This window comes from Paenibacillus sp. P36 (genome assembly GCF_045866505.1).
Classification (GTDB): Bacteria; Bacillota; Bacilli; order Paenibacillales; family NBRC-103111; genus Paenibacillus_E; species Paenibacillus_E chondroitinus.
In genome coordinates, this window is record NZ_AP038372.1 from 1,007,316 (window position 1) to 1,030,801 (window position 23,486).

General features: G+C 41.3%; 24 protein-coding genes and 2 riboswitches. Of the genes, 18 read left to right on the forward strand and 6 right to left on the reverse strand.

Annotated features, from left to right (window positions below):
* Positions 1–709: 709 nt before the first annotated feature.
* From ACKTT9_RS04660 to ACKTT9_RS04670, 3 genes are all read right to left on the reverse strand, one after another.
* A complete protein-coding gene (locus tag ACKTT9_RS04660; RefSeq protein WP_407870666.1) occupies positions 710–1,000 on the reverse strand; it encodes a hypothetical protein in 291 nt (96 codons plus the stop codon).
* A gap of 96 nt (positions 1,001–1,096) precedes the next feature.
* Positions 1,097–1,636 carry a DUF3231 family protein gene (locus ACKTT9_RS04665; protein ID WP_407870667.1) on the reverse strand — a complete coding sequence of 180 codons (540 nt, stop codon included), beginning with the start codon at positions 1,634–1,636 and terminating at the stop codon, positions 1,097–1,099.
* Positions 1,637–1,806: 170 nt separating this feature from the next.
* Positions 1,807–2,094: a hypothetical protein gene (locus tag ACKTT9_RS04670; RefSeq protein ID WP_407870668.1), complete on the reverse strand. Its 288-nt coding sequence runs from the start codon at positions 2,092–2,094 to the stop codon at positions 1,807–1,809.
* 153 nt (positions 2,095–2,247) lie between these two features.
* Positions 2,248–2,383, forward strand: a riboswitch (cyclic di-AMP (ydaO/yuaA leader).
* Positions 2,384–2,615: 232 nt separating this feature from the next.
* Here ACKTT9_RS04670 and ACKTT9_RS04675 point away from each other — a divergent pair.
* From ACKTT9_RS04675 to ACKTT9_RS04695, 5 genes are all read left to right on the forward strand, one after another.
* Positions 2,616–3,773, forward strand: coding sequence for a KamA family radical SAM protein (locus ACKTT9_RS04675; protein ID WP_407870669.1), 1,158 nt, complete (start codon positions 2,616–2,618; stop codon positions 3,771–3,773).
* A 105-nt stretch (positions 3,774–3,878) separates the two neighbouring features.
* Positions 3,879–4,082 (forward strand): hypothetical protein, encoded by a 204-nt coding sequence (locus ACKTT9_RS04680; protein ID WP_407870670.1) that lies wholly within the window; start codon positions 3,879–3,881, stop codon positions 4,080–4,082.
* 227 nt (positions 4,083–4,309) lie between these two features.
* Positions 4,310–5,491: a cation:proton antiporter gene (locus tag ACKTT9_RS04685; RefSeq protein WP_407870671.1), complete on the forward strand. Its 1,182-nt coding sequence runs from the start codon at positions 4,310–4,312 to the stop codon at positions 5,489–5,491.
* A 191-nt stretch (positions 5,492–5,682) separates the two neighbouring features.
* On the forward strand, positions 5,683–6,789 hold the full coding sequence (locus ACKTT9_RS04690; RefSeq protein ID WP_407870672.1) for an endospore germination permease: 1,107 nt from the start codon (positions 5,683–5,685) through the stop codon (positions 6,787–6,789).
* 94 nt (positions 6,790–6,883) lie between these two features.
* A complete protein-coding gene (locus ACKTT9_RS04695; protein WP_407870673.1) occupies positions 6,884–8,416 on the forward strand; it encodes a BCCT family transporter in 1,533 nt (510 codons plus the stop codon).
* On the opposite strand, the gene ACKTT9_RS04700 is transcribed toward ACKTT9_RS04695, so the two are convergent.
* The gene (locus ACKTT9_RS04700) at positions 8,413–8,988 is read right to left on the reverse strand and encodes a GbsR/MarR family transcriptional regulator (RefSeq protein ID WP_407870674.1); all 576 of its coding nucleotides are present in this window, start codon (positions 8,986–8,988) and stop codon (positions 8,413–8,415) included. The genes ACKTT9_RS04695 and ACKTT9_RS04700 overlap by 4 nt on opposite strands.
* Before the next feature lie 232 nt (positions 8,989–9,220).
* On the opposite strand from ACKTT9_RS04700, the gene ACKTT9_RS04705 reads away from it, so the two are divergent.
* From ACKTT9_RS04705 to ACKTT9_RS04715, 3 genes are read left to right on the forward strand one after another with little or no spacing between them, the layout of a single operon-like run.
* Entirely contained in the window at positions 9,221–10,444 is a 1,224-nt protein-coding gene (locus tag ACKTT9_RS04705) for a glycine betaine/L-proline ABC transporter ATP-binding protein (RefSeq protein WP_407870675.1), read from the forward strand.
* On the forward strand, positions 10,419–11,252 hold the full coding sequence (locus ACKTT9_RS04710; RefSeq protein WP_407870676.1) for an ABC transporter permease: 834 nt from the start codon (positions 10,419–10,421) through the stop codon (positions 11,250–11,252). Before ACKTT9_RS04705 ends, ACKTT9_RS04710 begins: the two co-directional genes overlap by 26 nt.
* A gap of 5 nt (positions 11,253–11,257) precedes the next feature.
* The gene (locus ACKTT9_RS04715) at positions 11,258–12,157 is read left to right on the forward strand and encodes a glycine betaine ABC transporter substrate-binding protein (protein ID WP_407872960.1); all 900 of its coding nucleotides are present in this window, start codon (positions 11,258–11,260) and stop codon (positions 12,155–12,157) included.
* 84 nt (positions 12,158–12,241) lie between these two features.
* Here the strand turns inward: ACKTT9_RS04715 and ACKTT9_RS04720 are convergent, their stop codons facing one another.
* Positions 12,242–14,080 (reverse strand): cation:proton antiporter, encoded by a 1,839-nt coding sequence (locus ACKTT9_RS04720; protein ID WP_407870677.1) that lies wholly within the window; start codon positions 14,078–14,080, stop codon positions 12,242–12,244.
* Between the two features lie 90 nt (positions 14,081–14,170).
* Positions 14,171–15,220 (reverse strand): ion channel, encoded by a 1,050-nt coding sequence (locus ACKTT9_RS04725; RefSeq protein ID WP_407870678.1) that lies wholly within the window; start codon positions 15,218–15,220, stop codon positions 14,171–14,173.
* 776 nt (positions 15,221–15,996) lie between these two features.
* On the opposite strand from ACKTT9_RS04725, the gene ehuB reads away from it, so the two are divergent.
* From ehuB to ACKTT9_RS04775, 10 genes are all read left to right on the forward strand, one after another.
* On the forward strand, positions 15,997–16,899 hold the full coding sequence (gene ehuB / locus ACKTT9_RS04730; protein WP_407870679.1) for an ectoine/hydroxyectoine ABC transporter substrate-binding protein EhuB: 903 nt from the start codon (positions 15,997–15,999) through the stop codon (positions 16,897–16,899).
* Positions 16,900–16,903: 4 nt separating this feature from the next.
* Positions 16,904–17,566, forward strand: coding sequence for an ectoine/hydroxyectoine ABC transporter permease subunit EhuC (gene ehuC, locus ACKTT9_RS04735; RefSeq protein WP_407870680.1), 663 nt, complete (start codon positions 16,904–16,906; stop codon positions 17,564–17,566).
* A 3-nt stretch (positions 17,567–17,569) separates the two neighbouring features.
* Positions 17,570–18,220, forward strand: coding sequence for an ectoine/hydroxyectoine ABC transporter permease subunit EhuD (ehuD, locus tag ACKTT9_RS04740; protein ID WP_407870681.1), 651 nt, complete (start codon positions 17,570–17,572; stop codon positions 18,218–18,220).
* A gap of 18 nt (positions 18,221–18,238) precedes the next feature.
* On the forward strand, positions 18,239–19,057 hold the full coding sequence (ehuA, locus tag ACKTT9_RS04745) for an ectoine/hydroxyectoine ABC transporter ATP-binding protein EhuA (protein ID WP_407870682.1): 819 nt from the start codon (positions 18,239–18,241) through the stop codon (positions 19,055–19,057).
* A 14-nt stretch (positions 19,058–19,071) separates the two neighbouring features.
* Positions 19,072–19,590, forward strand: coding sequence for a diaminobutyrate acetyltransferase (gene ectA / locus ACKTT9_RS04750; protein ID WP_407870683.1), 519 nt, complete (start codon positions 19,072–19,074; stop codon positions 19,588–19,590).
* A 37-nt stretch (positions 19,591–19,627) separates the two neighbouring features.
* Entirely contained in the window at positions 19,628–20,911 is a 1,284-nt protein-coding gene (gene ectB / locus ACKTT9_RS04755; protein WP_407870684.1) for a diaminobutyrate--2-oxoglutarate transaminase, read from the forward strand.
* Positions 20,912–20,944: 33 nt separating this feature from the next.
* Positions 20,945–21,325: an ectoine synthase gene (locus ACKTT9_RS04760; RefSeq protein WP_407870685.1), complete on the forward strand. Its 381-nt coding sequence runs from the start codon at positions 20,945–20,947 to the stop codon at positions 21,323–21,325.
* Positions 21,326–21,347: 22 nt separating this feature from the next.
* Positions 21,348–22,253, forward strand: a complete 906-nt coding sequence (thpD, locus tag ACKTT9_RS04765; RefSeq protein WP_407870686.1) for an ectoine hydroxylase — start codon at positions 21,348–21,350, stop codon at positions 22,251–22,253.
* A 57-nt stretch (positions 22,254–22,310) separates the two neighbouring features.
* The gene (locus ACKTT9_RS04770; protein ID WP_407870687.1) at positions 22,311–22,826 is read left to right on the forward strand and encodes a DUF2179 domain-containing protein; all 516 of its coding nucleotides are present in this window, start codon (positions 22,311–22,313) and stop codon (positions 22,824–22,826) included.
* A 6-nt stretch (positions 22,827–22,832) separates the two neighbouring features.
* Positions 22,833–22,993, forward strand: a riboswitch (cyclic di-AMP (ydaO/yuaA leader).
* Positions 22,994–23,053: 60 nt separating this feature from the next.
* Positions 23,054–23,470, forward strand: coding sequence for a hypothetical protein (locus tag ACKTT9_RS04775; RefSeq protein ID WP_407870688.1), 417 nt, complete (start codon positions 23,054–23,056; stop codon positions 23,468–23,470).
* Positions 23,471–23,486 lie beyond the last annotated feature (16 nt).

The following is a 23,486-nucleotide window of genomic DNA, read 5'->3' on the forward strand; positions in this document are numbered from 1 at the left end:
TTGACATAATGCTGTCATATAAGAATTGATATGCTACTACTATCATATAAGACGATTATTGTTGAGTTTAAACTTAAAAGAGGCTTCTTGCAGTGTCATAGCTTCGCTTGTTATTCGAGATCGTTGTCTCAACCAGCCTCAAACATGTTTCTACAAGTAGGGGGTGAACAGTTTAGCGGACGGGATCGCGGTCCCACGGGCAGAGACGTTCGCCCCCGGCTACCGTTACTAAACCTCTAAAATACAAAAGAGGTCAACCAGTAAAAACTGGTTAACCTCATAATACGAACGGGCAGATTAACGGAACTTACAATACCTGGAAGCGTATAATTAATGAAAGACCAACGGTGGAGGTGGGGCATGACTAAACCGAATATGGGACTAAGAATGGCTTGGATTATTCCAAATGTATTAATGTACATTTTTTTCCTGGTTCTCTCTGTGTTTGTATTTGCGAATTCAGAAGGGCTAAACGATATCAATCGACTTGGGATATGGCTTGTTATCCTTATTTTATTATTGTTAATTGCACTTTTCGGGTCATACCGAATTTGGTCTTGGATACAAAAGGGGAAGTTGTAGATTAGGCTGCCAGTATGATTCGGTGGCCTCACACCCTCAGGTGAGCGGAAAAGTATCGTGAAGCGTTGGCTAAAGAGGTGGAACGGAGTACTTGGAATCAGATTGAATTAAAGTGAGTTGCCGCGTATTAAACGCGGCTATTCTTTTTTCTAAAGTTATATAATTCGAGTTGATTTCTAACGGAAGTGATGAGCAGATGGCTTTTCCATATTTCATTGACAATGCTCTTAGGATCGTGCGGTCCCTTGTCGCCAAACATATTGAACATCAACATGAGAGTAAGTTTATTGTCGGGAGTTTCTTCGCAAGAGATGCTCTCGTTCATCGAACCGTCCTGGTCGTAGTCAACGTCTGCACCGAATAACAAGCTGATTGTTGGCGTTTTCGAACCAAGAGAATTGCCGAACCATATTTTCACACACCTGACTTCAACTGGCCTGTAACGAACAATCGGTATATGTGCTTCTTTTCCGTCACTTTTTCATCCGTATAGTGAAATTCCATGTGACGTTTTTTACACTCCAGGGGGATAGTAATAAGGCGGCGGTTTAATCCAGCCACGCTTTCTCATTAATGATCGGTAAGGAGCACTGAATTGCAAGAGCCTGCTCATTGACCTGAGCAAAATAATGGTGACATCGGTTCTTAAACCCTGTGAAACCCCTTGCCCACACAAGGCGATACAAGCTGTTATTTTGCCAATGATGAGATTGGCTATTTCATCGTCTGTAAATTTTACGCCAAGAGGAATTTGGTTAGATTCGGAATCCGGTTTTTCCGCTGACACAGAGGGCAATGGAACGCCTTCCTTGATCAAAAAATCCCTGACCATTTCAATATCTTGTAGTGATTCATGAACCGCGTTCTCGACAGCATGCCTTAATTCAGCATCGGTAGTCGTATTTAATGCGATTTTATAGATAACCTGTCCCTCTTCATAGATGGTAAGAAGTGTCCATAATGTCATTACTTCACCTACATGCAACGGTGGTACTGGCTCTTCATCCAATAACGAGCCCAAGACACTCTTAATCGCGTCCCAGAATGTTGTCATATTTGGAAACACCTCCAATAACAACTATCCCCTAGAATAGTGAAGATTATACGCGCCTATACATTTGAAGTATATTTTGGATTTATATAAGTTTCCTTTGAGTCATCAAAGTATTAAGAAATTATATTGGGAAATGAAGTCATTCACACCACTTAGTATTTCGATGAGAATTAAATACGTTGATATGTAGGCAGTTTAAGATGAACTAAAACAGCAACAAGTTCTTGGACTTTATTTCCAAGACTTCCGCCAAAAGCGATGGCTCCCACTTTACCGATGGGAAAACCAAACGATATCATTGCACAGTAAATTATCAATGAACAAGGATGCTGAAACTGTGGCAAGAAAGGGTTATCCTCAACGTCCAAAATGGCTATGGATCGAGAAATAGTGCCAAGTCCAATTTCTTCGTTCAAACCAATAATCGCTACTTTTTTATTATTTTGCTGATACGTCATAACAGTTTTTGCAACAGCGGTTAGGGCAGAATGATTCCAAACGTGGGAGGAAGGAAAATCAATAATGATAGTTTGTGGCTAAAAATTATTTTGGATTTTTATAGTAATGAAAATCTTCGTTTGATGTTTGACGAATACAACATTGTTGTGTAATATAAAACTACGCTTAATTTCCGGATTGATAAATTCTGGAAAGCGGGGGAACCAATTTTCTGGGGCGAATCTTTAAGTAGGGAACCATCTTTCCCGAGCCCGGCAGCTAACCTCGTCAGCAGTGGATGGGTCAGCTTTTTATTATGCAAATAATTGCATTTTTGACCCGTAGAACGGGTCTTCTTGTTTAATTAGGCCTGTTTTGAAGGATTGAATCGTATTTATTTTACGATTTACACCCTCATACGGGTCTATTTTATTTGTCTTATTACACCCATCCATGACCATATATAGCAAAGGAGGTTATCGTTTTAGAATCATTAACCACCCTTAAACATCTAATAGCAGCTTTTCAAGGAGGATCATCGATGGCACAGCCGAAATACATTACCGATATTGATAAAATCACGGAGATTCCAGAGCAGGAACGAAGTAAACTGAAAGCAATTACGGAAAAGTTCGTATTTCGTGTGAATGATTATTACTTGAATTTGATTGATTGGTCTGACCCGAGCGATCCGATAAAAAAGCTAATCATCCCTAATGAAGGGGAACTATCGGAGTATGGACGTTGGGATGCTTCTGATGAAGACACAAACTATGTTGTCCCTGGTTGCCAACATAAATATAAAACAACGGCATTATTACTAGTTTCTGAAGTTTGCGGAGCCTATTGCCGATATTGCTTCCGCAAAAGGCTGTTTCGAAATGACGTGAATGAAGCAGTTGCAAACGTTGATCCCGGATTGGCATATATTGAAAACCACCCTGAAATTAATAATGTATTGCTGACGGGCGGAGATAGTTTAATCCTAGCAACATCGAAACTCAGAAAAATAATTGAGCGATTACGTGAAATTGATCATGTGAAAATTATTCGATTGGGCTCTAAAATTCCTGTTTTTAACCCCATGAGGATTTATGAAGACGAAGCTTTACTTGAACTTATAAGAACATATTCTACAGTCGATAAGCGTATTTATGTGATGGCACATATTAATCATCCAAGAGAAATTACAAAAGAAGCAAAAAGGGCTTTCGAAGCTTTACATAACGCAGGAGCAATCGTTGTCAATCAGACCCCTGTACTTAAAGGAATTAACGATGATCCCTTCGTTTTGGCTGAGTTGCTTGATAAGTTATCTTGGGCAGGAGTAACACCGTATTACTTTTTTATTAACCGTCCTGTTGCCGGTAATCGAGAATTTGTATTACCACTAGAAAGAGTATACCGGTTAGTTGAAAGTGCGAAGTCCTTAACATCTGGTCTTGGAAAAAGAGTGCGATTATCCATGAGTCATACGTCAGGTAAAATTGAAATACTAGCGATTGAGGGTGGCAAGGCATACTTAAAATATCATCAGTCTCGAGATAACGAATATGGGAAATTTATGGTGCTGGATTGCCCTGCTGACGCAGCATGGTTCGATGATCTGCCCGGAAGTGAGTATCTATGGAATAGGCCAAAGAAAATAGCAGCCGATGTTATCTCTGCGAATGATCTTCCGGACTTGCCTCTGCATTAACACAAAAGAATGATGAGGTTAAACTTGGAGGAGTCTGTCAATTAAGGGGCTCCTCTTGTTTTTTTAGGCGTACAAAAAGTGTTCAAGAACTTTTGGAGGTAAGTCATGCTAACCATATACGCGATGTTAGAAGAAATTCAAAAAAGAATCGATTACTTAAAATCTAAGGAAATTGAATATAAGAAGGTAAATAATGTAAGCGGTCGGCTAAATACCAAAACAAGACGGCAAGAATTACAGTGGCTAGTGGGTACTATTTGTGGAGAACATGCTGTTGAAAAAAAGACAGATGGGATTGAATCATTATGATTATGAAAACAAAAGAAGGTAAGATCATCGAAATTCTGTTCAAAGATGAACATATTTTAGTATATGTGATGATGGGTGGAAGCGGCCTATGAATGAGTTGAAAGAACCGACCATGAGAGATGTACAAACAAAACGTAAGCTTGAAAATCCAACTGATAAATTGAAGTGGAGATAATGAACCACGAATATACACATAATAGCAACAAGGCTCATCATAGGAGGTTTCAATGATCCACTACTGGCTTGTACTGCTCGGAATCGCAGTTGCGATCGCTTATGTAGCAGATAAAATAAAACAACCGTATCCAACATTACTTGTTGTTGCAGGGCTTTTGCTTGGTATTTTTCCCATTAATGCTCTTAATGAATTTAAAACCTATGTGTCTTCGGATCATGTCTTTCAAACGGCCGTGATTTTAATTTTCTTATCGGCGCTAATCGGAGATGCTGCACTTAAGCTTCCTTTTGGAGAGATTAAGGAAAACAAACGTCCGATATTATTACTGGCGTTATTAGGAACGTTTATGACATTTATTCTGGTAGCCGGGCTTTCATATTTCTTATTGGGCCTGGACTTACAAAAGTCGCTTGTCTTTGGCGCATTGATGGCAGCCACAGACCCGGTCTCCGTATTAACGATCTTTAAGTCAATGGGTTTGAACAAGAAGTTGTCCATTATCGTTGAGGGAGAGAGTTTGGCGAATGACGGAGTAGCTGTTGTTCTTTTTAAAATAGCCCTAGTAACGACGGTACTAAGCATGTCTGGCGTACTACATGGATCATTGGAGTTTGTCAAAGTAGTTCTAGGAGGCATCGTTATTGGTGTTGTAACTGGCTACATAGCCTCAAAAATAACCTCAAGCATCGATAATTATTTAGTGGAGATTGGGCTTTCAATTGTCCTCTTTTATGGAGCATTCGAATTAGCGGAAATGTTCCATTTCTCCGGTGTCATTTCCGTTGTATTTGCAGGACTCTTGTTAGGAACTTACGGTAAAAATATCGGCATGTCCGATTTAACCCATGACAAAATGGACTCTTTTTGGGAAACAATTGCTTTTATTGCAAACGCATTGATCTTTCTCATGGTTGGTCTTGAAATTTCAAATATTAACTTCACTGAGAAGTGGATTGAAATCGGTGGAAGCATTCTCATTGTACTTGCGGCAAGGTTCATTGCAGTCTATGCTAGTCTTATCTTTGATAAAGAAATACCTCCTATCTGGAAGCCGATTATTGCATGGGGCGGATTAAAAGGATCTCTGTCTATTGCGTTAATCTTGAGCATTTCTCCGGATTTTGATGGCCGTGACTTAATATTAGCTATGACGTTTAGTAATGTTGTTTTTTCACTGCTTGTTCAAGGAACAACAATAAGCCCACTTGTAAAGAAACTCAACGTTAAGTAAATCACTAATATTGACGTAGACCACTTTGAGATGAAATGATCTTCAAGTGGTTTATTCATGTTCTGCTACGAAGGCATTTATGAGTGAAAACTATTCATGGTACTCCAGTTATATCTGGATAGAATATTAATTTCGAGGGAAAATATGGAGATAAGAAAGACCACTGAAAGTTGGAAAGAGGGAGTTCGTTAATGGAGCGACAGCATCGCCAAATCACAATCATTCAAACGGCGATTATTCTGATTAGTGCGATTGTTGGGGTAGGCGTGTTAGCACTTTCGCTTTTTGCTGTAAGGGCTGCTGATACAGGGGCGCCACTTGTAACGCTCTTCGGCTTCTTAATTGGTCTATTCGGACTTTGGTCAGTAACGAAATTAGGTATGCGATTCCCCTCACAATCAATTATTCAATATAGCGAGGATTTAATTGGAAAAACAATTGCACGGATTTTCAGCTTGATGATCATTGCTTTTTTTTGCTTTCTCACAGCTTTTGCTTCACGTGAATTTGGGGAAGTTATTGTTACTTCGGTATTAGTAAAGACCCCCTTAGAGGTTACAGTTATTGTAATGCTGCTTCTCGCTGCTGTTTCAGCCCGTGCAGATATTACTACTTTTGCATATATTCATCATTTTTATTTCCCTTTCATCATATTTCCTGTGTTATTAATCGTGGTGTTCTCGCTAAAGAATGCTAATCTAATTAACCTTTTACCTCCATTGGGAAATGAACCAAATAATTTCTTTGGGGGCATGTTTACGATGGCTGCCTTATTTCAGGGTTCTTTTATCATGACAATCATAATCCCTGCTATGCGGAACCCGGAAAAAGCTATGATTGCCAGCTATATTGGAATTTCAATACCTGGGGTGATGTATATGCTTATTGTAATTGCTACGGTTGGTGTATTTGGGGCTGAAGAAATTAAAAAGCTAGTTTGGCCAACTTTGGAATTAGCCAAAACTACATCACTGCCTGCTAACATCCTGGAGCGTTTAGATGGTGCTTTTCTTGCTGTATGGGTTGCTGCTGTTTTTACAACATTGTTGTCATCATATTATTTAGCGATTAATTTTATAAGCCAATTGTTACGTTTGCACGATCACAAGTTGTTTTCTTTTTTTCTGGTCCCTTTTATTTATGTCATAGCCATGTTTCCTCAAAACCTGCTGCAGATGTATGAAATCATTCAAACCGTAGGCCGAGGGGGGCTAATTTACACAATTGCTTATCCTTTTATATTATTGATAGTAGCGATTTTACGTCAGAAAAAAACAAAACAAAATAAATCACTTTGAGATGAAATGATCTTGAAGTGGTTTTATTTGTGCATCAATTTTCCTATGTAGGTAAAGATTATATCTGACTCTTGAAAAAGAAAGGTATGAGAACATGGTTCTATATATTTCAATAGGCATTATTTTCATTTTTGTATTGTTTGGGGCTTTTGCTCCTGCTCAGTTTGCTGCGTCAGCAACCTCACTTTTTGACCTATCAATAAAAAATTTTGGATGGTTCTTTCTGATCTCGACTTTTGGTTGCTTAGTTTTCGCTTTTTATTTGGCTTTTAGCAAGTATGGTCGAATTAAGCTAGGTAAAGACGAAGACGAACCTGAATATTCAACCTTATCCTGGTTTGCCATGCTTTTTAGTGCTGGAATGGGGATTGGGCTTGTTTTCTGGGGAGTGGCTGAGCCGTTATCGCACTATCTATCACCACCAGAAGGAGCGACTGGAGGCACTACAGAGGCTGCACGCTTGGCGATGCGCTATTCTTTCTTTCACTGGGGCGTACATCCCTGGGCTATTTATACAATCATCTCGCTTGCTTTAGCTTACTTCCAATTTCGGCATGATAAAAAAGGGCTTATAAGCGCTGTTTTCTCACCCTTGATTGGAAAATTGTCCGAGGGAGGGATTGGAGCAGCTATTGACACCCTTGCTATTATTGCAACTGCGTTTGGCGTAGCCACTTCGTTAGGACTGGGAGCGCTTCAAATTAACGGTGGCTTGAACCACATGTTTGGTATTTCAATTAATCCTGTGGTTCAAGTGGTCATTATTGGCATTGTAACTGTCTTATTTTTAATCTCCGCGACTAGTGGATTAGATAAGGGAATCCGAATATTAAGTAATACAAATCTGCTTATAGCTGTCTTATTAATGGCATTCGTATTCGTAGTTGGACCAACCTCGTTCATACTAGATCTATTTACATCGACATTAGGAGGTTATTTGCAAAATCTTGTGTATATGAGTTTGAGGATGACTCCTTTTACACAAGGAACCTGGGTTGGTGTTTGGACTTTATTTTATTGGGCCTGGTGGATCGCTTGGGGACCTTTTGTTGGCACCTTTATCGCTCGTGTATCCAAAGGCAGAACGATTAAGGAGTTTGTTTTAGGCGTACTCTTAATACCTAGCCTGTTTAGCTTCATGTGGTTTTCCGTGTTCGGGGGAACAGGGCTTCACTTGGAATTATTTGATCAGTTTCCGATAGCAGCCGCGGCTAAACAAGATGTTACATCTGCCTTGTTCTTAACGTTGCAGCAGCTGCCCATAGGTCATATCATAGCGTTTATAGCTACTCTTCTGATCATAACTTTTTTCATTACATCTGCCGACTCAGCTACGTTCGTCCTCGGAATGCTTTCTACGAAGGGAAATCCGAATCCATCGAACAAAGTCAAAATGGTATGGGGTGTACTGCAATCGTCCATGGCAATCGTATTGCTAATTAGTGGAGGCTTAAACGGATTGCAGACTGCTTCTATCATCGCTGCAGTCCCATTCGCCATCATTATTATAGGCATGTGTGTATCCTTAATGATCGCGCTCAGGCAAGATGAGAAATCATTAAGAAGTAGAGACCATAGGCGCAATAAGAAATTGGATGAACTTTTGAGCAAGCAGAGTGAAACTTAATTATTATGATCATCAGGTGAATCTTTAGGTATCAAGTTGAATATATCACCTGTTTCGAAAGAGTCAATAAGTCGATCAAGCCATTGATAATATCGAATAGCCTCATCGATTTTGTCCAAATCCGTTTGAAGAATCGCTTGTAGCACTGCATCATCAGGATATAGCTGTTTAAGTTGCTTAAGTTCATTTTTTGACTTATTCAGAGAACTAAGATTAATTTCTAACGCTTTACGCCACTTCAGTGAAAAGTAATCAGAGAAGGTTTGAAACCAGTCCATTTCTACCTCGTAGAGATCCTTTCGTGTTCCCTTTTCCCAAACCTTATTCACCATTTTCAAATCAACCAGCGTACGCACACCTGTGCTCATGCTGGTTTTACTCATTTCCATCGCTTCTCCCATTTCATCCAGGGTCATAGGCTTGTTTTGGAAGAATAGCATTCCGTATAAATGACCAATCGACTGGGTGACGCCATAGAGATCCATGTTCTTCCCGATAGATTCAATGACACGTTTGCGAGCTTTTTGAATAATTACTTCCTTGTCTGAGCTTATATTTTGTAGTTGGTCCATTCCAAAGTTCACCCTGCCTTTATGTTTACATCGTTATTGTAAGAAACTATTTTAATAAAGTAAAGAAAGTCATGTGACAGAATTCGGGAGCATGTAGGAGTACAATGATTATATTGTACAGTTTTTTCTGTATAAACGGAATAAACAGAATTTAATGTTGACATAACCTGTTTTAGTTCTTTACACTAAAAGAGGTAACAGGGTATTAACGCATGCAGAAAGGAGTGAGCGTATGGCAATTATTGATGTTCATCAGGTAACCAAAGTATTTGGGCCTGATCCCGATTCTGTTCTTCCGCTTATGGCCAAAAAGTATTCAAAAGAACAGATTTACAGGGAAACCAAGCATACAGTGGGGGTCAACGAAGTCAGCTTTTCAGTACAACCTGGTGAAATATTTGTCATCATGGGGCTGTCAGGCAGCGGGAAATCAACACTAGTCCGACTGCTAAACAGGTTAATTGAACCTACAAATGGGAGTATCAACATTCACGGCCAAAATATCATCGAAATGACCGATGAAGAACTTCGTCGTGTCCGAAGAGAAACGATCTCTATGGTATTCCAGAAGTTTGCTCTATTCCCGCATAGAACAGTTGTACAAAATGTGGAATACGGGCTTGAAATTCAGAGGAAGAGCAAGAATGAGAAACGTTCGAAGGCCATTGAAGCTTTGAGTCTGGTAGGACTGGAGGCTTGGGCTGACAGCATGCCATCGCAATTAAGCGGAGGTATGCAGCAAAGAGTAGGCTTGGCAAGAGCGCTTGCAAACGATCCAGATATTTTATTAATGGATGAGGCTTTTAGCGCATTAGATCCGCTTATCCGCAAGGATATGCAGGATGAACTGTTAGAGCTTCAAGATAAAATGAAGAAAACGATTATTTTTATCACACATGATTTGGATGAAGCCCTTCGTATCGGGGACCGTATTGCTCTGATGAAAGACGGCAGTGTCGTTCAGATTGGGAAGCCGGAAGAGATTATGATGAACCCTGCGAATGAATATGTAGAGAGATTTGTCGAGGATGTAGATCTTTCCAAAGTTTTAACGGCATCATCTGTGATGCGGAGACCGGAAACTGTAGGGCTTGATAGAGGGCCGAGAGTAGCTCTTCAGCTCATGCGCGAAAGCGGAATATCGAACTTATTTGTTGTTGACCGCGGCAAAAAACTGCTTGGTGTCATCACGGCTGAGGATGCTTCTGAGGCTGTGAAGGTTGGAAAGACACTCGAGGAAATCGTTATACGAAATGTGCCAACTGTGGCGCCTGAACAAATGCTATACGATTTATTCGAAATATGTGGAAGCTCTAAATATCCAGTAGGTGTGGTTGACGATAACAACCGCATAATTGGTGTCATTGTGCGCGGAGCCGTCCTTGGAGCATTAGCAGGGCAACTCGTTGCTAAAGAGGAGGTGCAGAGGGATGATCTCGAAGATACCGCTGGATGAGTGGGTGGAATTTGTCGTTGATAAACTGGAAGTGAACTTGGGTGTTTTATTCCAATTCATCTCGACCTGCATTGAGGGAACTGTAAATGCTCTATCTTTTGTTTTTCATGGTGTTCCAGTTCTAATGCTCATTGGATTAGTAAGTATTCTGGCGTTTTACTTGGGGCGCTGGTCTTTTGCCGTATTTTCGGGGCTAGGTCTATTGTTGATATATAATTTAGGGTTTTGGAGCCATACGATGGATACACTGGCGTTAGTGCTAACATCTGCGTTAATTTCCATCATCATTGGCATTCCAATCGGAGTCTGGTGTGCACAAAGTGATAAGTTTCGCAACGTGGCCACGCCGTTGCTGGACTTCATGCAAACCATGCCTGCTTTTGTTTACTTGATTCCTGCCGTCACCTTCTTCGGATTAGGCGTTGTTCCCGGCGTTATTGCTTCGGTTATCTTCGCTGTACCTCCAACTATTCGACTTACGAATTTAGGGATTCGTCAAGTCGCTGAAGATTTAGTGGAGGCAGCAGATGCCTTTGGCTCAACACCTTCACAGAAATTGTTCAAACTCCAGTTTCCATTAGCATTGCCATCCATCATGGCAGGTATGAATCAAACGATCATGCTTTCTTTATCAATGGTCGTTATTGCATCTATGATTGGAGCCCAAGGTATAGGTGCTGACGTCTACCGTGCTGTGACGCAAATTAAAACAGGCCAAGGGTTTGAAGCAGGCTTGTCCATTGTCGTATTAGCCATACTTTTGGATCGTATGACGCAGTACATTCTCAAAAGAAAAAGGAGCGTATAGATATGCTGAAAAATAAAGCGAGAGCATGGATGTTGGTTAGTTTAGTTGCAGTAACAATCATGACAGGGTGCTCCAAAGACGCATCGTCATCATCATCGGCAGAGGAAACCCTCGGAAGCCAGGTCCATCATGAAATCATTGGGATCGACCCTGGAGCGGGATTGATGAAACAAACCGCTCAGGCTATAAAAGATTACGATTTAAAGGATTGGAAGCTGGTAGAGGGTTCAAGCGCTGCAATGACAGCGGCGCTTGATAAGGCCTATAAAGATAAGAAGCCGATCATTGTGACAGGCTGGACGCCTCACTGGATGTTCGCCAAATATGATCTCAAATACTTAAGCGATCCTAAAGGGGTATTTGGTAAAGATGAACAAATCCATACGATCGTCCGCAATAATTTGAAAAAGGAAGCTCCATCGGCATACACAATGTTAGATAGGTTTGAATGGACGCCTGAGGAGATGGCCGTTGTGATGTCAGCAATCACGGAAGGCAAAAAGCCGGAAGAAGCGGCATCCAATTGGGTAAAGGATAATGCCAGTAAAGTTGATGGCTGGGTAAAGGATCTCTCCCAAGAAAAGGGAAAGAAGTTTAAGTTAGCTTATGTGGCGTGGGATTCCGAGATAGCAAGTACAAATGTCGTAAAAACGGTATTAGAAGAAAAACTTGGATATAAAGTGGAAATGCTTCAAGTTGAGGCTGGTCCTATGTGGGCAGGCATCTCTGACGGAAGTGCTGACGCGATGGTAGCAGCGTGGCTTCCAACAACGCATAAAGATTACTTTGATAAATTTGCCGGCAAGTTTGAAGATTTGGGCTCGAATTTGAACGGTACCAAGCTGGGTTTAGTTGTTCCAACGTACATGAATATCGAATCGATCGCTGATTTGAATACAAAATAATGAAGATAAAGAAGAGCCAGTGATGAATTGGCTCTTCTTTGTAAATTGATTATGGATACGTGTAGTTGTGGGATGCTTCAACCACTACGAAACAATTTCGCGAAAAGCTTCGATTTGCTCCGTATTTCCACTAATCAATAAACGGTCCCCAAGACGGATTTCTGTGTTCCCGTGGGGGATTAGGTACGATTGTCCCCGATAAATTCGAAGGATTAATAAATTCTCTAATCGAGGCAGTTGGCGAAGGAGAGTTGTTCGATATGGAAGATGATGAATATGTACCTCAAAGATAGTACCCTCTTCTTCCGTTATTAGCTTTAGTGCGCCGGGGCTGTCGATTAATGCTCGCAGTACTGTACGAGCCGCAAATAAAGTGGAAAACACCTCGACCCCTGTACCGGCCATTTCCCCCTGAGATTCTGGTGCTTCGATGCGAACCAGAAGTCTTTTGTCAGGCTCGTCCTTCCTGATTTTGTTGGCCAATTGAATGTTAAAGGTATCGTCCATTGTTGCCATGACAATGATATCTGCATCAAATGCTCCATGCTGTTTCAAAGCTGTTTCATCCAAAACAGGAATGTGTTGAATATAAGCCGGATCCTTATGATCAAGATGAGTATCACTAATATCAGAACCGCTTGCCGTAAAGACCTGAATCCGGTACACATCTTCAGCAATAAAGTCTTGTGCAACAGGCATGGAGATATGATTTAAACCGATGATGGAAATCATTTTCTTACGCACATATGGTTTAGGTGCAAGCTTGTTGAAAAGGACGGGAAATAGTAGACAACTAAGGATAGCAACAAGTATCAGTGCGCCGTGAAGGGATTCTCCGATAATATGCAGATCCAAGGCTAGAGTTGCGGCAGCAATGACCAGGCTAAGTGTAGAAGAAAGAAGGATGCCTGAGCTAAGCACTTCCCTCCACTTGAACCATTTTTTTAAAAATAACATGGGAATCATTTTGGAAAGAAACATCACCACTAGAAGAAGCGGAATGGTCAATAAAACTTTGACATCTGCAAACAAGTATTTTAACTCCAGCTTAGCGCCTACCATAACAAAAAAAATGGGGATTAAAAATCCGTATCCGAACGACTCCAATTGGTGGATGAATTCTTTCTTTGGCCGGAGCAAGGAGACAATGATACCTGCGAGGAAGGCGCCTAGAATGTTTTCAACACCTAAGCTTTCAGAAAGAAATACAATGGCGAGGATTAAGGTGAAGATGGCTCTGGTGCCGAATTGTATAGAGCTTTCCCCTAGAATTTTGAAAACTTTCCCTTTTGAAAAGCGTTTTACTAACACATAGATGAAGATGACCAGCAAGAAAAACAACAAAAGCAAGAGCAGCTTGGACATATTTCTGGATAGGAAACTGACATAGAACGCCAAGAGGATCATGGTGAATAAATCAGCAAGTACAGCAACTAGCAGCAGGATTTGTCCATAACTTGTGCTTAGCAGCTTTCGCTCTTTCAAGACGGGGACGACTACCCCTAGGGAGATAGTGCCAATAATTAAAGTCATTAGAAATGCACGTTCGACTAAGCCTAAAGTAACTAATACAAATGACAGAATTCCTGCTAGCATGAAAATGCCTAAAAAAACGAAGATGGCTACGGATAAAGGTTGAAAGGAGCCTTTACTCGACTTATCCTTTTTGACAAATGTATGAAAATCGATTTCGACACCGCTTAGAAACATTAAATAGATGAAACCTAACAATGAAAGGAGTTCTACCCAAGGATCATGTCCTACCAGATTGAAACCGCTTTTTCCGATAAGAAGCCCTGCTGCAATTTCCGCAACAACGACAGGGACAACTCTTAAGCGTAGCTGATAGAGCAAAATAGGGACTAGGAAAGAGATTGTAACTACAAGAATCAAACTTCCTAAAGAGCCGCTACCATGTTCCATATAGGGTAACCTCCTGCTTGTATCACCGTTTATACGTTCAATGTTAACAGTTCGAGGGAGCCAATTACCAGAAATTTCTGCATCCAGAGATTATAGTCTATTAGAAGCGGACGATATGGTCAGTTGTCGATAGGTTTCCTTGTCACATATAACAAACAACCTTGCATTATCAGGAATATTTTCATGAAGTCTTTTATTAATTGTGAGATTTCCTCCATCTGAAATTAATGTGGCGCCTTTACTCAACAGATCTTGAAAAGCATCATGAAATGTCAACCAATGAATATCTTTGGATATTTCGTAAAGATCTTGTCCGTATGTACGTGTCAATAGTTGTGTTAAGATTTTTGAGCTTCCAGGGTTGAAAGCAGCGCGTACAGCTAGTTGGGAAATCGTTTCACTTCCGAAAATAAATTCATCAATCTGCATATGCTGAAAATTCATGAGATTCTCCTTGTCTCTAATCTCTACGATGGTATATACATGATTGTAATTTCTTTCAATTGTTGAAGCTACCAGCAATGTTTTTCCATCAATAAAAGACGGGTCTCGTATCGTATTATCGTATCGCGTGATCTCATCGGCGAAGATGAATACGGCTCTAGCTTTTGATACATTGGCCATTTCTAATGTTGTTAATTGTTGAGGATTTCCTTGCACATAATGAACACGATCATGTTGTAAAGGAGCTTTTTCGAGTGTATCTATGAGAACAACTTCGGATATCGGGTCCGTGTTAAGAATTTCTTTAATTGCATTCTCCGCATGGTTGCTCCAATCGATAATCACAAAATGATTCTGGCCAGAGTATCTCAATTTTCCTTCCTCCTTCATCCGCGTATAAATAAATAATGAATCAATGACTTTACTGATGACAACCGAAACGAGTCCGATGCCAAAAAAATAAATAACCATACCTAAACATTTACCTGCGATGGTATGGGGATAGTAGTCACCATACCCAACCGTAGTTACTGTTGTCATTACCCACCACAAGCCATTGAATCGATTCTCGAAGGTTTCTGGTTCGAGTTCGTAAGATAGCAATGCGCTACATCCAATGAATATAACCGATAAAATGAAAATAAATTTAGTATTCATTCGAATTACTCGCATCAGTATTTTTGTGAAGAAAATCATATTGTCCTCCTTTCAGTGTGAGCGGTTATTTCTGGGGTATTATTTATTTTCTCGATATAAGAAAAATGACTGTTTATAATGAGTAGAATATGTGCAATGTTAGATAAGCTCTTAGTTTAAAATGAACGGTTGGAGTGTGAATAATTATATTAACTTCATCACTTTTATTTATAATCATAGTTTCTTGGATTTTTGGTGAATTAATGGCAAGCTTTATTGTTGAAATTATTTATCAAATGAACATTAAGGTAATATGGAGACAAATCTATTTCTTTATCGCTCTCCCAGTTTGTATAGTGATATTATCCACTTATCATATTGTAAATTGGGAAGACAGAGTTTTCTTAGTCATAAGTCTAAGTATCATTTGGTTCAGATGTTTATTAAATCTAACCTATACAGATTCAAATTAAAACGGCAATAAATAAAAGTTGATATAAACTATATTTGTACAAACAAAATTTGTTTAAATATAAGCATTTTAACTTGATTTTAGCTAAAAACATGAAATTATACAAGGTAATGGATAGATATCACTTGATTAGTACCGATTATGTCAATTATCTTCTCATTATCGTTAAATTTTGAATATTGCGTATTATTAAGCATTTTGGTGGATGAGGGAGGTTTTTCTTGGATATGTCCGCTCATTTGCTCTAAAGGAGGGAGAGCGTGGCTTAGGGGCGCTGAGTCCTCATAACGCAGGATGTGATACATAGCGGATCATGTTACACTTGTTGTGGGGCCCCGAAATAATGGGAAAAAGGAGTTTTTGAATGAAAAAGTTGTTTTCGTACTCGCTATGTTTCCTGCTGATATGCATTGTTGCGGGTTGTACTTCCCAAAGCGTAGGCAGCCAAACAAAAGCAAGCGATGAAAAGTCAACCGCTCAGGAGAACACATTGGAAAAGGCAAAAAAACAAGGCTTTATAACGGTAGGTTTTGCTAATGAAAATCCATATGCATATGCTACGCCCGATGGGAAGTTGACGGGAGAAGCGGTGGAAGTAGCCAGAGTAATTTTGAAAAATTTAGGTATCAGTGAAATGAATGGCGTACTGACTGAGTTCGGTTCATTAATACCCGGCTTAAAAGCAAAGCGTTTCGATGTTATTACTGCGGGGATGTTTATCAACCCGGATCGGAGCAAGGAAGTGGCATTTGCCAATCCAGAGTACAGTATCGGAGAAGCGATTGCCGTTAAAAAAGGAAATCCGCATAAATTACATAGCTATCAAGATATCGCGGCTAATAAGGATGCTAAAGTAGCTGTTATGGTTGGCGCTATCGAGAATGATTATTTAGCGAAGGCGGGCATCGCAAAAGGGCAAATTGTGACGGTTCCAGACCAGCCCTCGGCAATATCTGCCCTGCAGGCTGGGCGTGTAGACGCTGTTACAATGACAGGGCCGTCTTTGCAAGCGATGCTCGATTCGGCTAAGGATAGTAAGATTGAGCGTGTCATGGACTTTACACAGCCGGAATTGGACGGGAAGAGTGTAAGAGGATATGGGGCAGCGGCATTTCGCAAAGAGGATTCGGCACTCAGAGAAGCATTCAACCAAGAGTTGGATAAGCTGAAAAAGTCAGGTCAGTTGTTAGAAATCTTAAAACCATTTGGATTTACTGAGCAGGAATTGCCAGGAGATATGACGGCTAATCAGCTGTCCAATACGTAGATCGATGTCGAATTGGATATCTGTTTTCGAGTTTCTTCCCATACTAGTACGGGGAGCATTAGTTACGCTCAAAATTACTTTGTTTGCAATTGTATTATCTGCAATTATATCATTTGCTATGGGCCTATTGCGTCTATCGAGACACCGTATTGTAAGGATTATTGCTTCCGTATATGTTGAAGTTTTTCGTGGAACATCGTTGCTCGTACAGCTGTTTTGGCTTTATTTTGCGCTCCCTATGCTTTTAAATATCCAAATGTCCGCGATGGTTGCAGCTGTGTTAGCGCTGGGCCTAAATTATGGCGCGTATGGCTCTGAGGTTGTACGAAGTTCAATACTCGCGATACCCAAGGGACAATATGATGCGGCAATTGCCTTAAACATGAGTCCAAGTCTAAGAATGCGCCGAATTCTACTGCCACAGGCGCTGCTATTGATGCTCCCATCTTTCGGGAACTTGCAGATTGAATTGCTTAAAGGAACATCTCTGGTCTATTTAATCACATTAATGGACTTGACCTACCAAGGAATGGTCTTGCGCACTTTCGACAGCTCCAAGACTGCAGAGATCTTCGCAATGATGCTTATCCTGTATTTCATCCTGTCTTACTCGTTATCGCTCACGCTTCGCTATTTCGAGCGAAGGGCAGTTAGGGGGCGTGGCTAGCTAATGTGGGATTGGGATTACGCTTTTCATATTTTACCAGAACTGTTGAATGTACTTCCTATTACGATTTCCGCGACGCTGCTGGGCTTCTTGGTGGCATGTTTACTTGGATTGCCCTTGGCACTTGTGCGCAGATCCAGAAACAAAATGATTTCGGGAGCGGCTTTCGCCATAATGGAGTTTATTCGCAGTACACCTCTCCTTGTTCAATTGTTCGTATTGTTCTACGCGTTGCCGATCTACGGCATATCTTTCTCGCCGATGGTGACAGGTGTAATCGGTTTAGGTGTGCATTACAGTACGTATATGTCCGAAGTGTTTCGATCCGGAATAGAAGCTGTTCCCAAGGGACAGTGGGAAGCGTCTAAGGCATTGAATTTCAGTGCGAGGCGTACTTGGATGAGTATTATTTTGCCGCAAGCCCTGCCACCAGTGGTTCCCGTTATGGGAAATTATTTAATTACGATGTTCAAAGAGACACCAGTTCTTTCGGCCATCACGCTTGTGGAGCTGCTGCAGACTGCGAAAGCGATTGGTTCGGGTTCATTTAAATATTTGGAAGCTTTCACGCTTGTAGGCATTTTGTTTCTGCTGCTCAGTTATCCTTCATCGTTGCTTGTGAGAAAACTCGAACTACGCTTTCAGAGAAAATAACATAGGGGGTACCCGCATATGAATCAAGTCCCCATCGTCAGGTACCGAGATGTCAGCAAATCTTACGGCTCAATACATGTATTGAAACATATTGACTTGGATATCTATTCAGGGGAAAAGGTGGTTGTGATTGGGCCGAGCGGCTCGGGCAAGACGACATTAGCCAGGCTGCTCATGACGTTGGAACATCCTACATCCGGCACTATCGAAGTAGATGGTGAACTATTATGGCATCAGGAAGTCAATGGAAAGCTTATACAAGCTAATGAGCAGCATTTGCACCGTTTACGGAGTAATATTGGCATGGTGTTTCAGCATTTCAACCTTTTTCCCCATATGACGATTCTTAAGAATGTGACGGAAGCACCTATTCACGTGCTTGGCTTGAAAAGGGCAGAGGCTGAGGAACGTGCAATCGAAATGCTGGAAAAGGTAGGTCTTGCGGATAAGGTCAATGAGTATCCGGCTCGATTATCGGGGGGACAGAAACAGCGAGTTGCCATAGCAAGAGCAGTTGTTATGCAGCCGAAAATTATGCTTTTTGATGAAGCGACATCGGCTCTTGATCCTGAATTGGTCGGAGAGGTGCTTACAGTAATCAAGGATCTTGCCGCTCAAGGTGACATGGCCATGATGCTGATTTCACATGAAATGGATTTCGCAAGAGAGGTTGCCGACCGTATTCTTTTTACAGATGGAGGCTCCATCATCGAGCAGGGAACACCAGTGCAAATTTTTGAAAATCCGCAAAGTCCCAGACTGCAGTCATTTTTAAGTCGTTTTCGGCAAACGTGGTTTATGGGGGGGATCCCGCAAGCTTCCCCATCAGCTGAGTAGAAGGAGGCGTTAGGGTGATTCAAAAGAAAGCAAATAACGTTTTAATTAGAAGTGTCAGCCCGCAAGATGGCCAATATTTATGGCAAGCGGCTGTAGACAGCGGAAATCTGGATATTAACTCGGCATATTGCTATATCATGCTATGCAAATACTTTTCAGAAACCTGCCGCGTTGCAGAAATAGATGGCAAGGTAGTGGGTTTTGTGACCGCATTCATACAACCGTCGAACCCAGAAAATTTATTTGTTTGGCAGATCGCAGTCAATGCCGAACACAGGGGAAAGGGAATTGCCGAATCACTACTTAGGGATTTAATCTCTGTTAAGATGTGTGCGAAGATCCGATATATCGAAACTACGATATCGCCTAGTAACGCTGCATCCATTCGATTATTTGCTAAATTTGCACAGGATTTGCATGCGTCAATCGTGAAAAATGATGGTTTTCCTTCCCCGTTATTTCCGGATAGCAAACATGAGGATGAGCAGTTAATTGTCATTGGTCCCATCCCAAAAATTAAAAAAGTGTGTTAGCAAATCAACTTATTTAACTTTTAGGAGGATTACTTACATGAAGGTATTAGACCCTGGTAAACCGTCATTGCATGTATTTGAAATGCTTGAATCGGAAGTTCGAAGCTACTGCCGTTCTTTTCCTACTATTTTTACGAGAGCCAAGGGATGTACGCTCTGGGATGCTGCTGGCGAAGAATATCTGGATTTTTTTGCTGGTGCAGGTGCACTGAATTATGGACATAACAACGACGATATCAAGAAAAAGTTGATCGCGTATATTCAGCAAGATGGCGTCACACATAGTCTGGATATGGCGACAGCTGCTAAGGAATATTTTCTTGAACAGTTCCAGAGAATCATTATGCAACCAAGAGGGCTCTCATACAAAATTCAATTTCCAGGTCCTACCGGCGCCAATTCCGTAGAAAGCGCCCTGAAGCTTGCGCGTAAAGTGACAGGACGTTCTACGATTATCGGTTTTACGAACGCTTTTCATGGCATGACGCTTGGGGCGCTGTCGGTTACTGGCAACAAATTTAAAAGAAAAGGTGCTGGTGTACCTTTGCATCATACCGTTTCTATGCCGTACGACGGCTACATGAGCGATCAAGTCAATACGATCGAATATATGGGAAATTATATCGAGGATAGTGGGAGCGGTGTATCACTGCCGGCCGCCATTATCGTTGAAACGATTCAAGGTGAAGGAGGAATCAATGTAGCAAGTATAGAGTGGCTGCGAAGTTTGGAGATGTTATGCAAAGAACAGGGAATTCTGCTCATTGTGGATGATGTTCAGATGGGTTGTGGACGAACGGGAACTTTCTTCAGCTTTGAGGAGGCCGGGATTAAGCCGGATATCGTATGTCTGTCCAAATCGATTGGTGGTTACGGCTTGCCCATGGCCTTGACGCTCATTCGTCCTGAACTGGATATCTGGGAGCCTGGCGAGCATAACGGTACATTTCGCGGAAATAATCTTGCCTTTGTTACAGCGGCCCAGGCACTGAAATACTGGGAAACGGATCATTTCTCAGACGAGATACTTGCCAAAGGGGATATGCTAAAGAGTCGACTGCAGGATATGGTCGCAGCATTCCCAGAGCTGAAAGGGCAAGTGAGGGGGCGAGGTCTGATGCAAGGCATTGCTTTTGAGACTCAGGGTTTAGCAGAAAAAATATGTGAACGGGCTTTCTCCAAAGGCTTGATCATGGAAACATCCGGTACAGATAGTGAAGTGGCCAAAATAATGCCTCCTTTAATTATTACAGAAAAAGAACTAATGATAGGTCTTGAACGATTGCACGCTAGCATCAAAGAAATTGCAGAGGAATCCTAGAGAGTTCATATAGCGGAGAATGGAGGAGAAACAATGATCGTTAGATATCTCAATGATATTGCAGGCACAGAATTTGATGTAGATACGAAAACTTGGAGCAGTAAGAGATTACTTGTAAAAAGCGACCGCGTTGGCTTTTCCCTGCATGACACGACGATTAAAGCAGGTACTGAAACCGAAATATGGTACCAACATCATGTTGAGGCGGTGTATTGCATTCAGGGAGAAGGAGAAATCGAGCTAGCGGAAAGCGGAGATATATACCAGATCAACGCTGGAACCTTATACGTTTTAAATGGTCACGAGAAGCATTTGCTGCGCGGGAAGACTGAAATGCGGATGATATGTGTGTTTAATCCACCGACAACAGGTCGTGAAGTGCATGATGCTCAAGGCGTATATCCATTAAGCTAAAGGACGAAAGGCGGTAGAAACCATGATGACATCCAAAGGACAAGTGGCGTTAAACCATTCCAGTGTGCAAGATGCATACCCTTCAAGAATTTATAGAGAACCAAGACTCTTGGAAAGACAAGACCCAGCGGTTTACAATCATGCGATCAATCAGTCCGTAATCAGTGAGGAACAGCTAGCTTTTTATGATAAGAATGGTTATTTGTTTTTGGAATCTTTTTTTGATCAAAATCAGGTGCAGATTTGGAAAAAGGAGTTAGCAAGACTCTGGGATCAAAGTCGTCATCTTGAAAAGCCAGAAGTAATCAAAGAGCATGGAAGTGATGAAGTTCGGTCCATCTTTGCTGTACACCAGGACGATGAAGCATTTAAACAAATCGCTGAGCATCAGCGGATCGAGGCCATTGTTCGGCAAATTCTGGGCAGTGATACTTATGTGCATCAATCTAGAATAAATTTCAAACAAGGTTTTACCGGCAAGGAATTTTATTGGCACTCGGATTTCGAAACCTGGCATGTGGAGGATGGGATGCCGCGGATGAGAGCGCTCAGTTGTTCTATTGCTTTAGAAGATAACACGCCTAATAATGGTCCTCTTATGGTGATGCCAGGTTCACATCGTACATTTGTTTCCTGTGTAGGAGAAACGCCCGATGACAATTACAAGACATCGCTCCGCCGTCAAGAATATGGCGTACCTGACCAGAATAGTTTGAGTTACCTAGCGGAGCAAGGTGGGATTGTTGCTCCAACTGGAAAAGCCGGTTCCATACTATTGTTCGATTGTAATCTGATGCATGGCTCCAATAGCAACATTACGCCAGACCCGCGAAGCAATGTTTTCATCGTTTACAATAGTGTACTTAATAAGCTGAATGCGCCTTATTCGGGCAAACAACCTAGACCAAACTTCATCGCTACTCGGTAATTATCAGCTTGGGGCCTGCCTTACGGTGGGTCCTCTCAGTATCGAAAGGATGATGTTGTGTTCACGATCATATGCAGCATTCTTGTGATTCAGATTGTCTATGTATCTTGTTTTACGCTTCGAATGATCTTGACCCTTAAAGGTGAAAAATATACAGCTTCTGCGATCAGTATGCTAGAGATTCTGATCTATGTAATAGGTCTTAACATCGTTCTTAAATATGTTAACCAACCTGCATGTTTAATTGTTTATGCAATCGGATATGGATTAGGTGTGCTTGCTGGATCATGGATTGAAGAAAAACTGGCACTAGGATATGTTACGGTTAAAGTTATTACAGATGAGCTGCATCGTTATATGGCTGCTTATCTTCGGAAAGAAGGATTTGGTGTCACCTCTTGGGTTGGTTGGGGAAGAGATGGTGAGAGAATGGTGTTGGAAGTTCTTGCACGCCGCAAAAACGAGAAGTTTCTGTATGACTGCATCTTGGCTATTGATCACAAAGCATTCATTGTCACTGTGGAGCCGAGAAAACTGCATGGCAGTTTCTGGTTAAATGCTACTCGTAAATAAATCGTGATGTTGATAACGCTGAGTCCTGGCCTTCAGGAGCGGGGGAACCATAGTAAACTGATGCATGTAATTTATGCATAGTGGGGTGAATCACGGAACCACCGTGTAGGGCGATTCTCACGCCCGAATCCGACAGCTAACTTCGTAAGCGTATTATTGGAGTGGTTACGACTGATAGCTGCATACGAGCAGTTGCTTTCGTGGTCTTCCATAAGGAGGAGAAAGAATTGAATAAATCGGAACAAACCTGCACCGAATATGTGTTAGTTTCCGCACCGAACCGAGCGGGAAAGGAATTTATTAACTTATTAAGAACCAAGGGAATTCAATACTATGCGATTACGAATAACAACTACGGAAAAAAACGCTTGGAAGCAATGGGCGTTGATCGAATTATCATGGTAAATACCGAGGATGCAAGCAGTTGGACTGCACCTCAGATACGAATCAGCAAAGTATACTTGTTTGAAGTGAGTTTTAATCTATGCTGCCGATATATTCAAATATGTAAAGATTGGAATCCCAAGTCCATACATGTGATAACAAAACGTGGAAATGCAAGAGTTACATACAGAGCTCTAGGAGCTGACCATTTTACATACATCAATAATAATCAAGAAGCTTCGCTCCTGCTGCTTCCATAAAGGTTATCACCGGACT

Excerpts from the sequence above, each read along its gene's own strand:
- ACKTT9_RS04665 (WP_407870667.1), bottom strand. The coding sequence starts at position 1,636 with ATGACAACATTCTGGGACGCGATTAAGAGTGTCTTGGGCTCGTTATTG.
- ACKTT9_RS04670 (WP_407870668.1), bottom strand. The coding sequence starts at position 2,094 with ATGACGTATCAGCAAAATAATAAAAAAGTAGCGATTATTGGTTTGAAC.
- ACKTT9_RS04675 (WP_407870669.1), top strand. The coding sequence starts at position 2,616 with ATGGCACAGCCGAAATACATTACCGATATTGATAAAATCACGGAGATT.
- ACKTT9_RS04680 (WP_407870670.1), top strand. The coding sequence starts at position 3,879 with ATGCTAACCATATACGCGATGTTAGAAGAAATTCAAAAAAGAATCGAT.
- ACKTT9_RS04685 (WP_407870671.1), top strand. The coding sequence starts at position 4,310 with ATGATCCACTACTGGCTTGTACTGCTCGGAATCGCAGTTGCGATCGCT.
- ACKTT9_RS04690 (WP_407870672.1), top strand. The coding sequence starts at position 5,683 with ATGGAGCGACAGCATCGCCAAATCACAATCATTCAAACGGCGATTATT.
- ACKTT9_RS04695 (WP_407870673.1), top strand. The coding sequence starts at position 6,884 with ATGGTTCTATATATTTCAATAGGCATTATTTTCATTTTTGTATTGTTT.
- ACKTT9_RS04700 (WP_407870674.1), bottom strand. The coding sequence starts at position 8,988 with ATGGACCAACTACAAAATATAAGCTCAGACAAGGAAGTAATTATTCAA.
- ACKTT9_RS04705 (WP_407870675.1), top strand. The coding sequence starts at position 9,221 with ATGGCAATTATTGATGTTCATCAGGTAACCAAAGTATTTGGGCCTGAT.
- ACKTT9_RS04710 (WP_407870676.1), top strand. The coding sequence starts at position 10,419 with ATGATCTCGAAGATACCGCTGGATGAGTGGGTGGAATTTGTCGTTGAT.
- ACKTT9_RS04720 (WP_407870677.1), bottom strand. The coding sequence starts at position 14,080 with ATGGAACATGGTAGCGGCTCTTTAGGAAGTTTGATTCTTGTAGTTACA.
- ACKTT9_RS04725 (WP_407870678.1), bottom strand. The coding sequence starts at position 15,220 with ATGATTTTCTTCACAAAAATACTGATGCGAGTAATTCGAATGAATACT.
- ehuB (WP_407870679.1), top strand. The coding sequence starts at position 15,997 with ATGAAAAAGTTGTTTTCGTACTCGCTATGTTTCCTGCTGATATGCATT.
- ehuC (WP_407870680.1), top strand. The coding sequence starts at position 16,904 with ATGTCGAATTGGATATCTGTTTTCGAGTTTCTTCCCATACTAGTACGG.
- ehuD (WP_407870681.1), top strand. The coding sequence starts at position 17,570 with ATGTGGGATTGGGATTACGCTTTTCATATTTTACCAGAACTGTTGAAT.
- ehuA (WP_407870682.1), top strand. The coding sequence starts at position 18,239 with ATGAATCAAGTCCCCATCGTCAGGTACCGAGATGTCAGCAAATCTTAC.
- ectB (WP_407870684.1), top strand. The coding sequence starts at position 19,628 with ATGAAGGTATTAGACCCTGGTAAACCGTCATTGCATGTATTTGAAATG.
- ACKTT9_RS04760 (WP_407870685.1), top strand. The coding sequence starts at position 20,945 with ATGATCGTTAGATATCTCAATGATATTGCAGGCACAGAATTTGATGTA.
- thpD (WP_407870686.1), top strand. The coding sequence starts at position 21,348 with ATGATGACATCCAAAGGACAAGTGGCGTTAAACCATTCCAGTGTGCAA.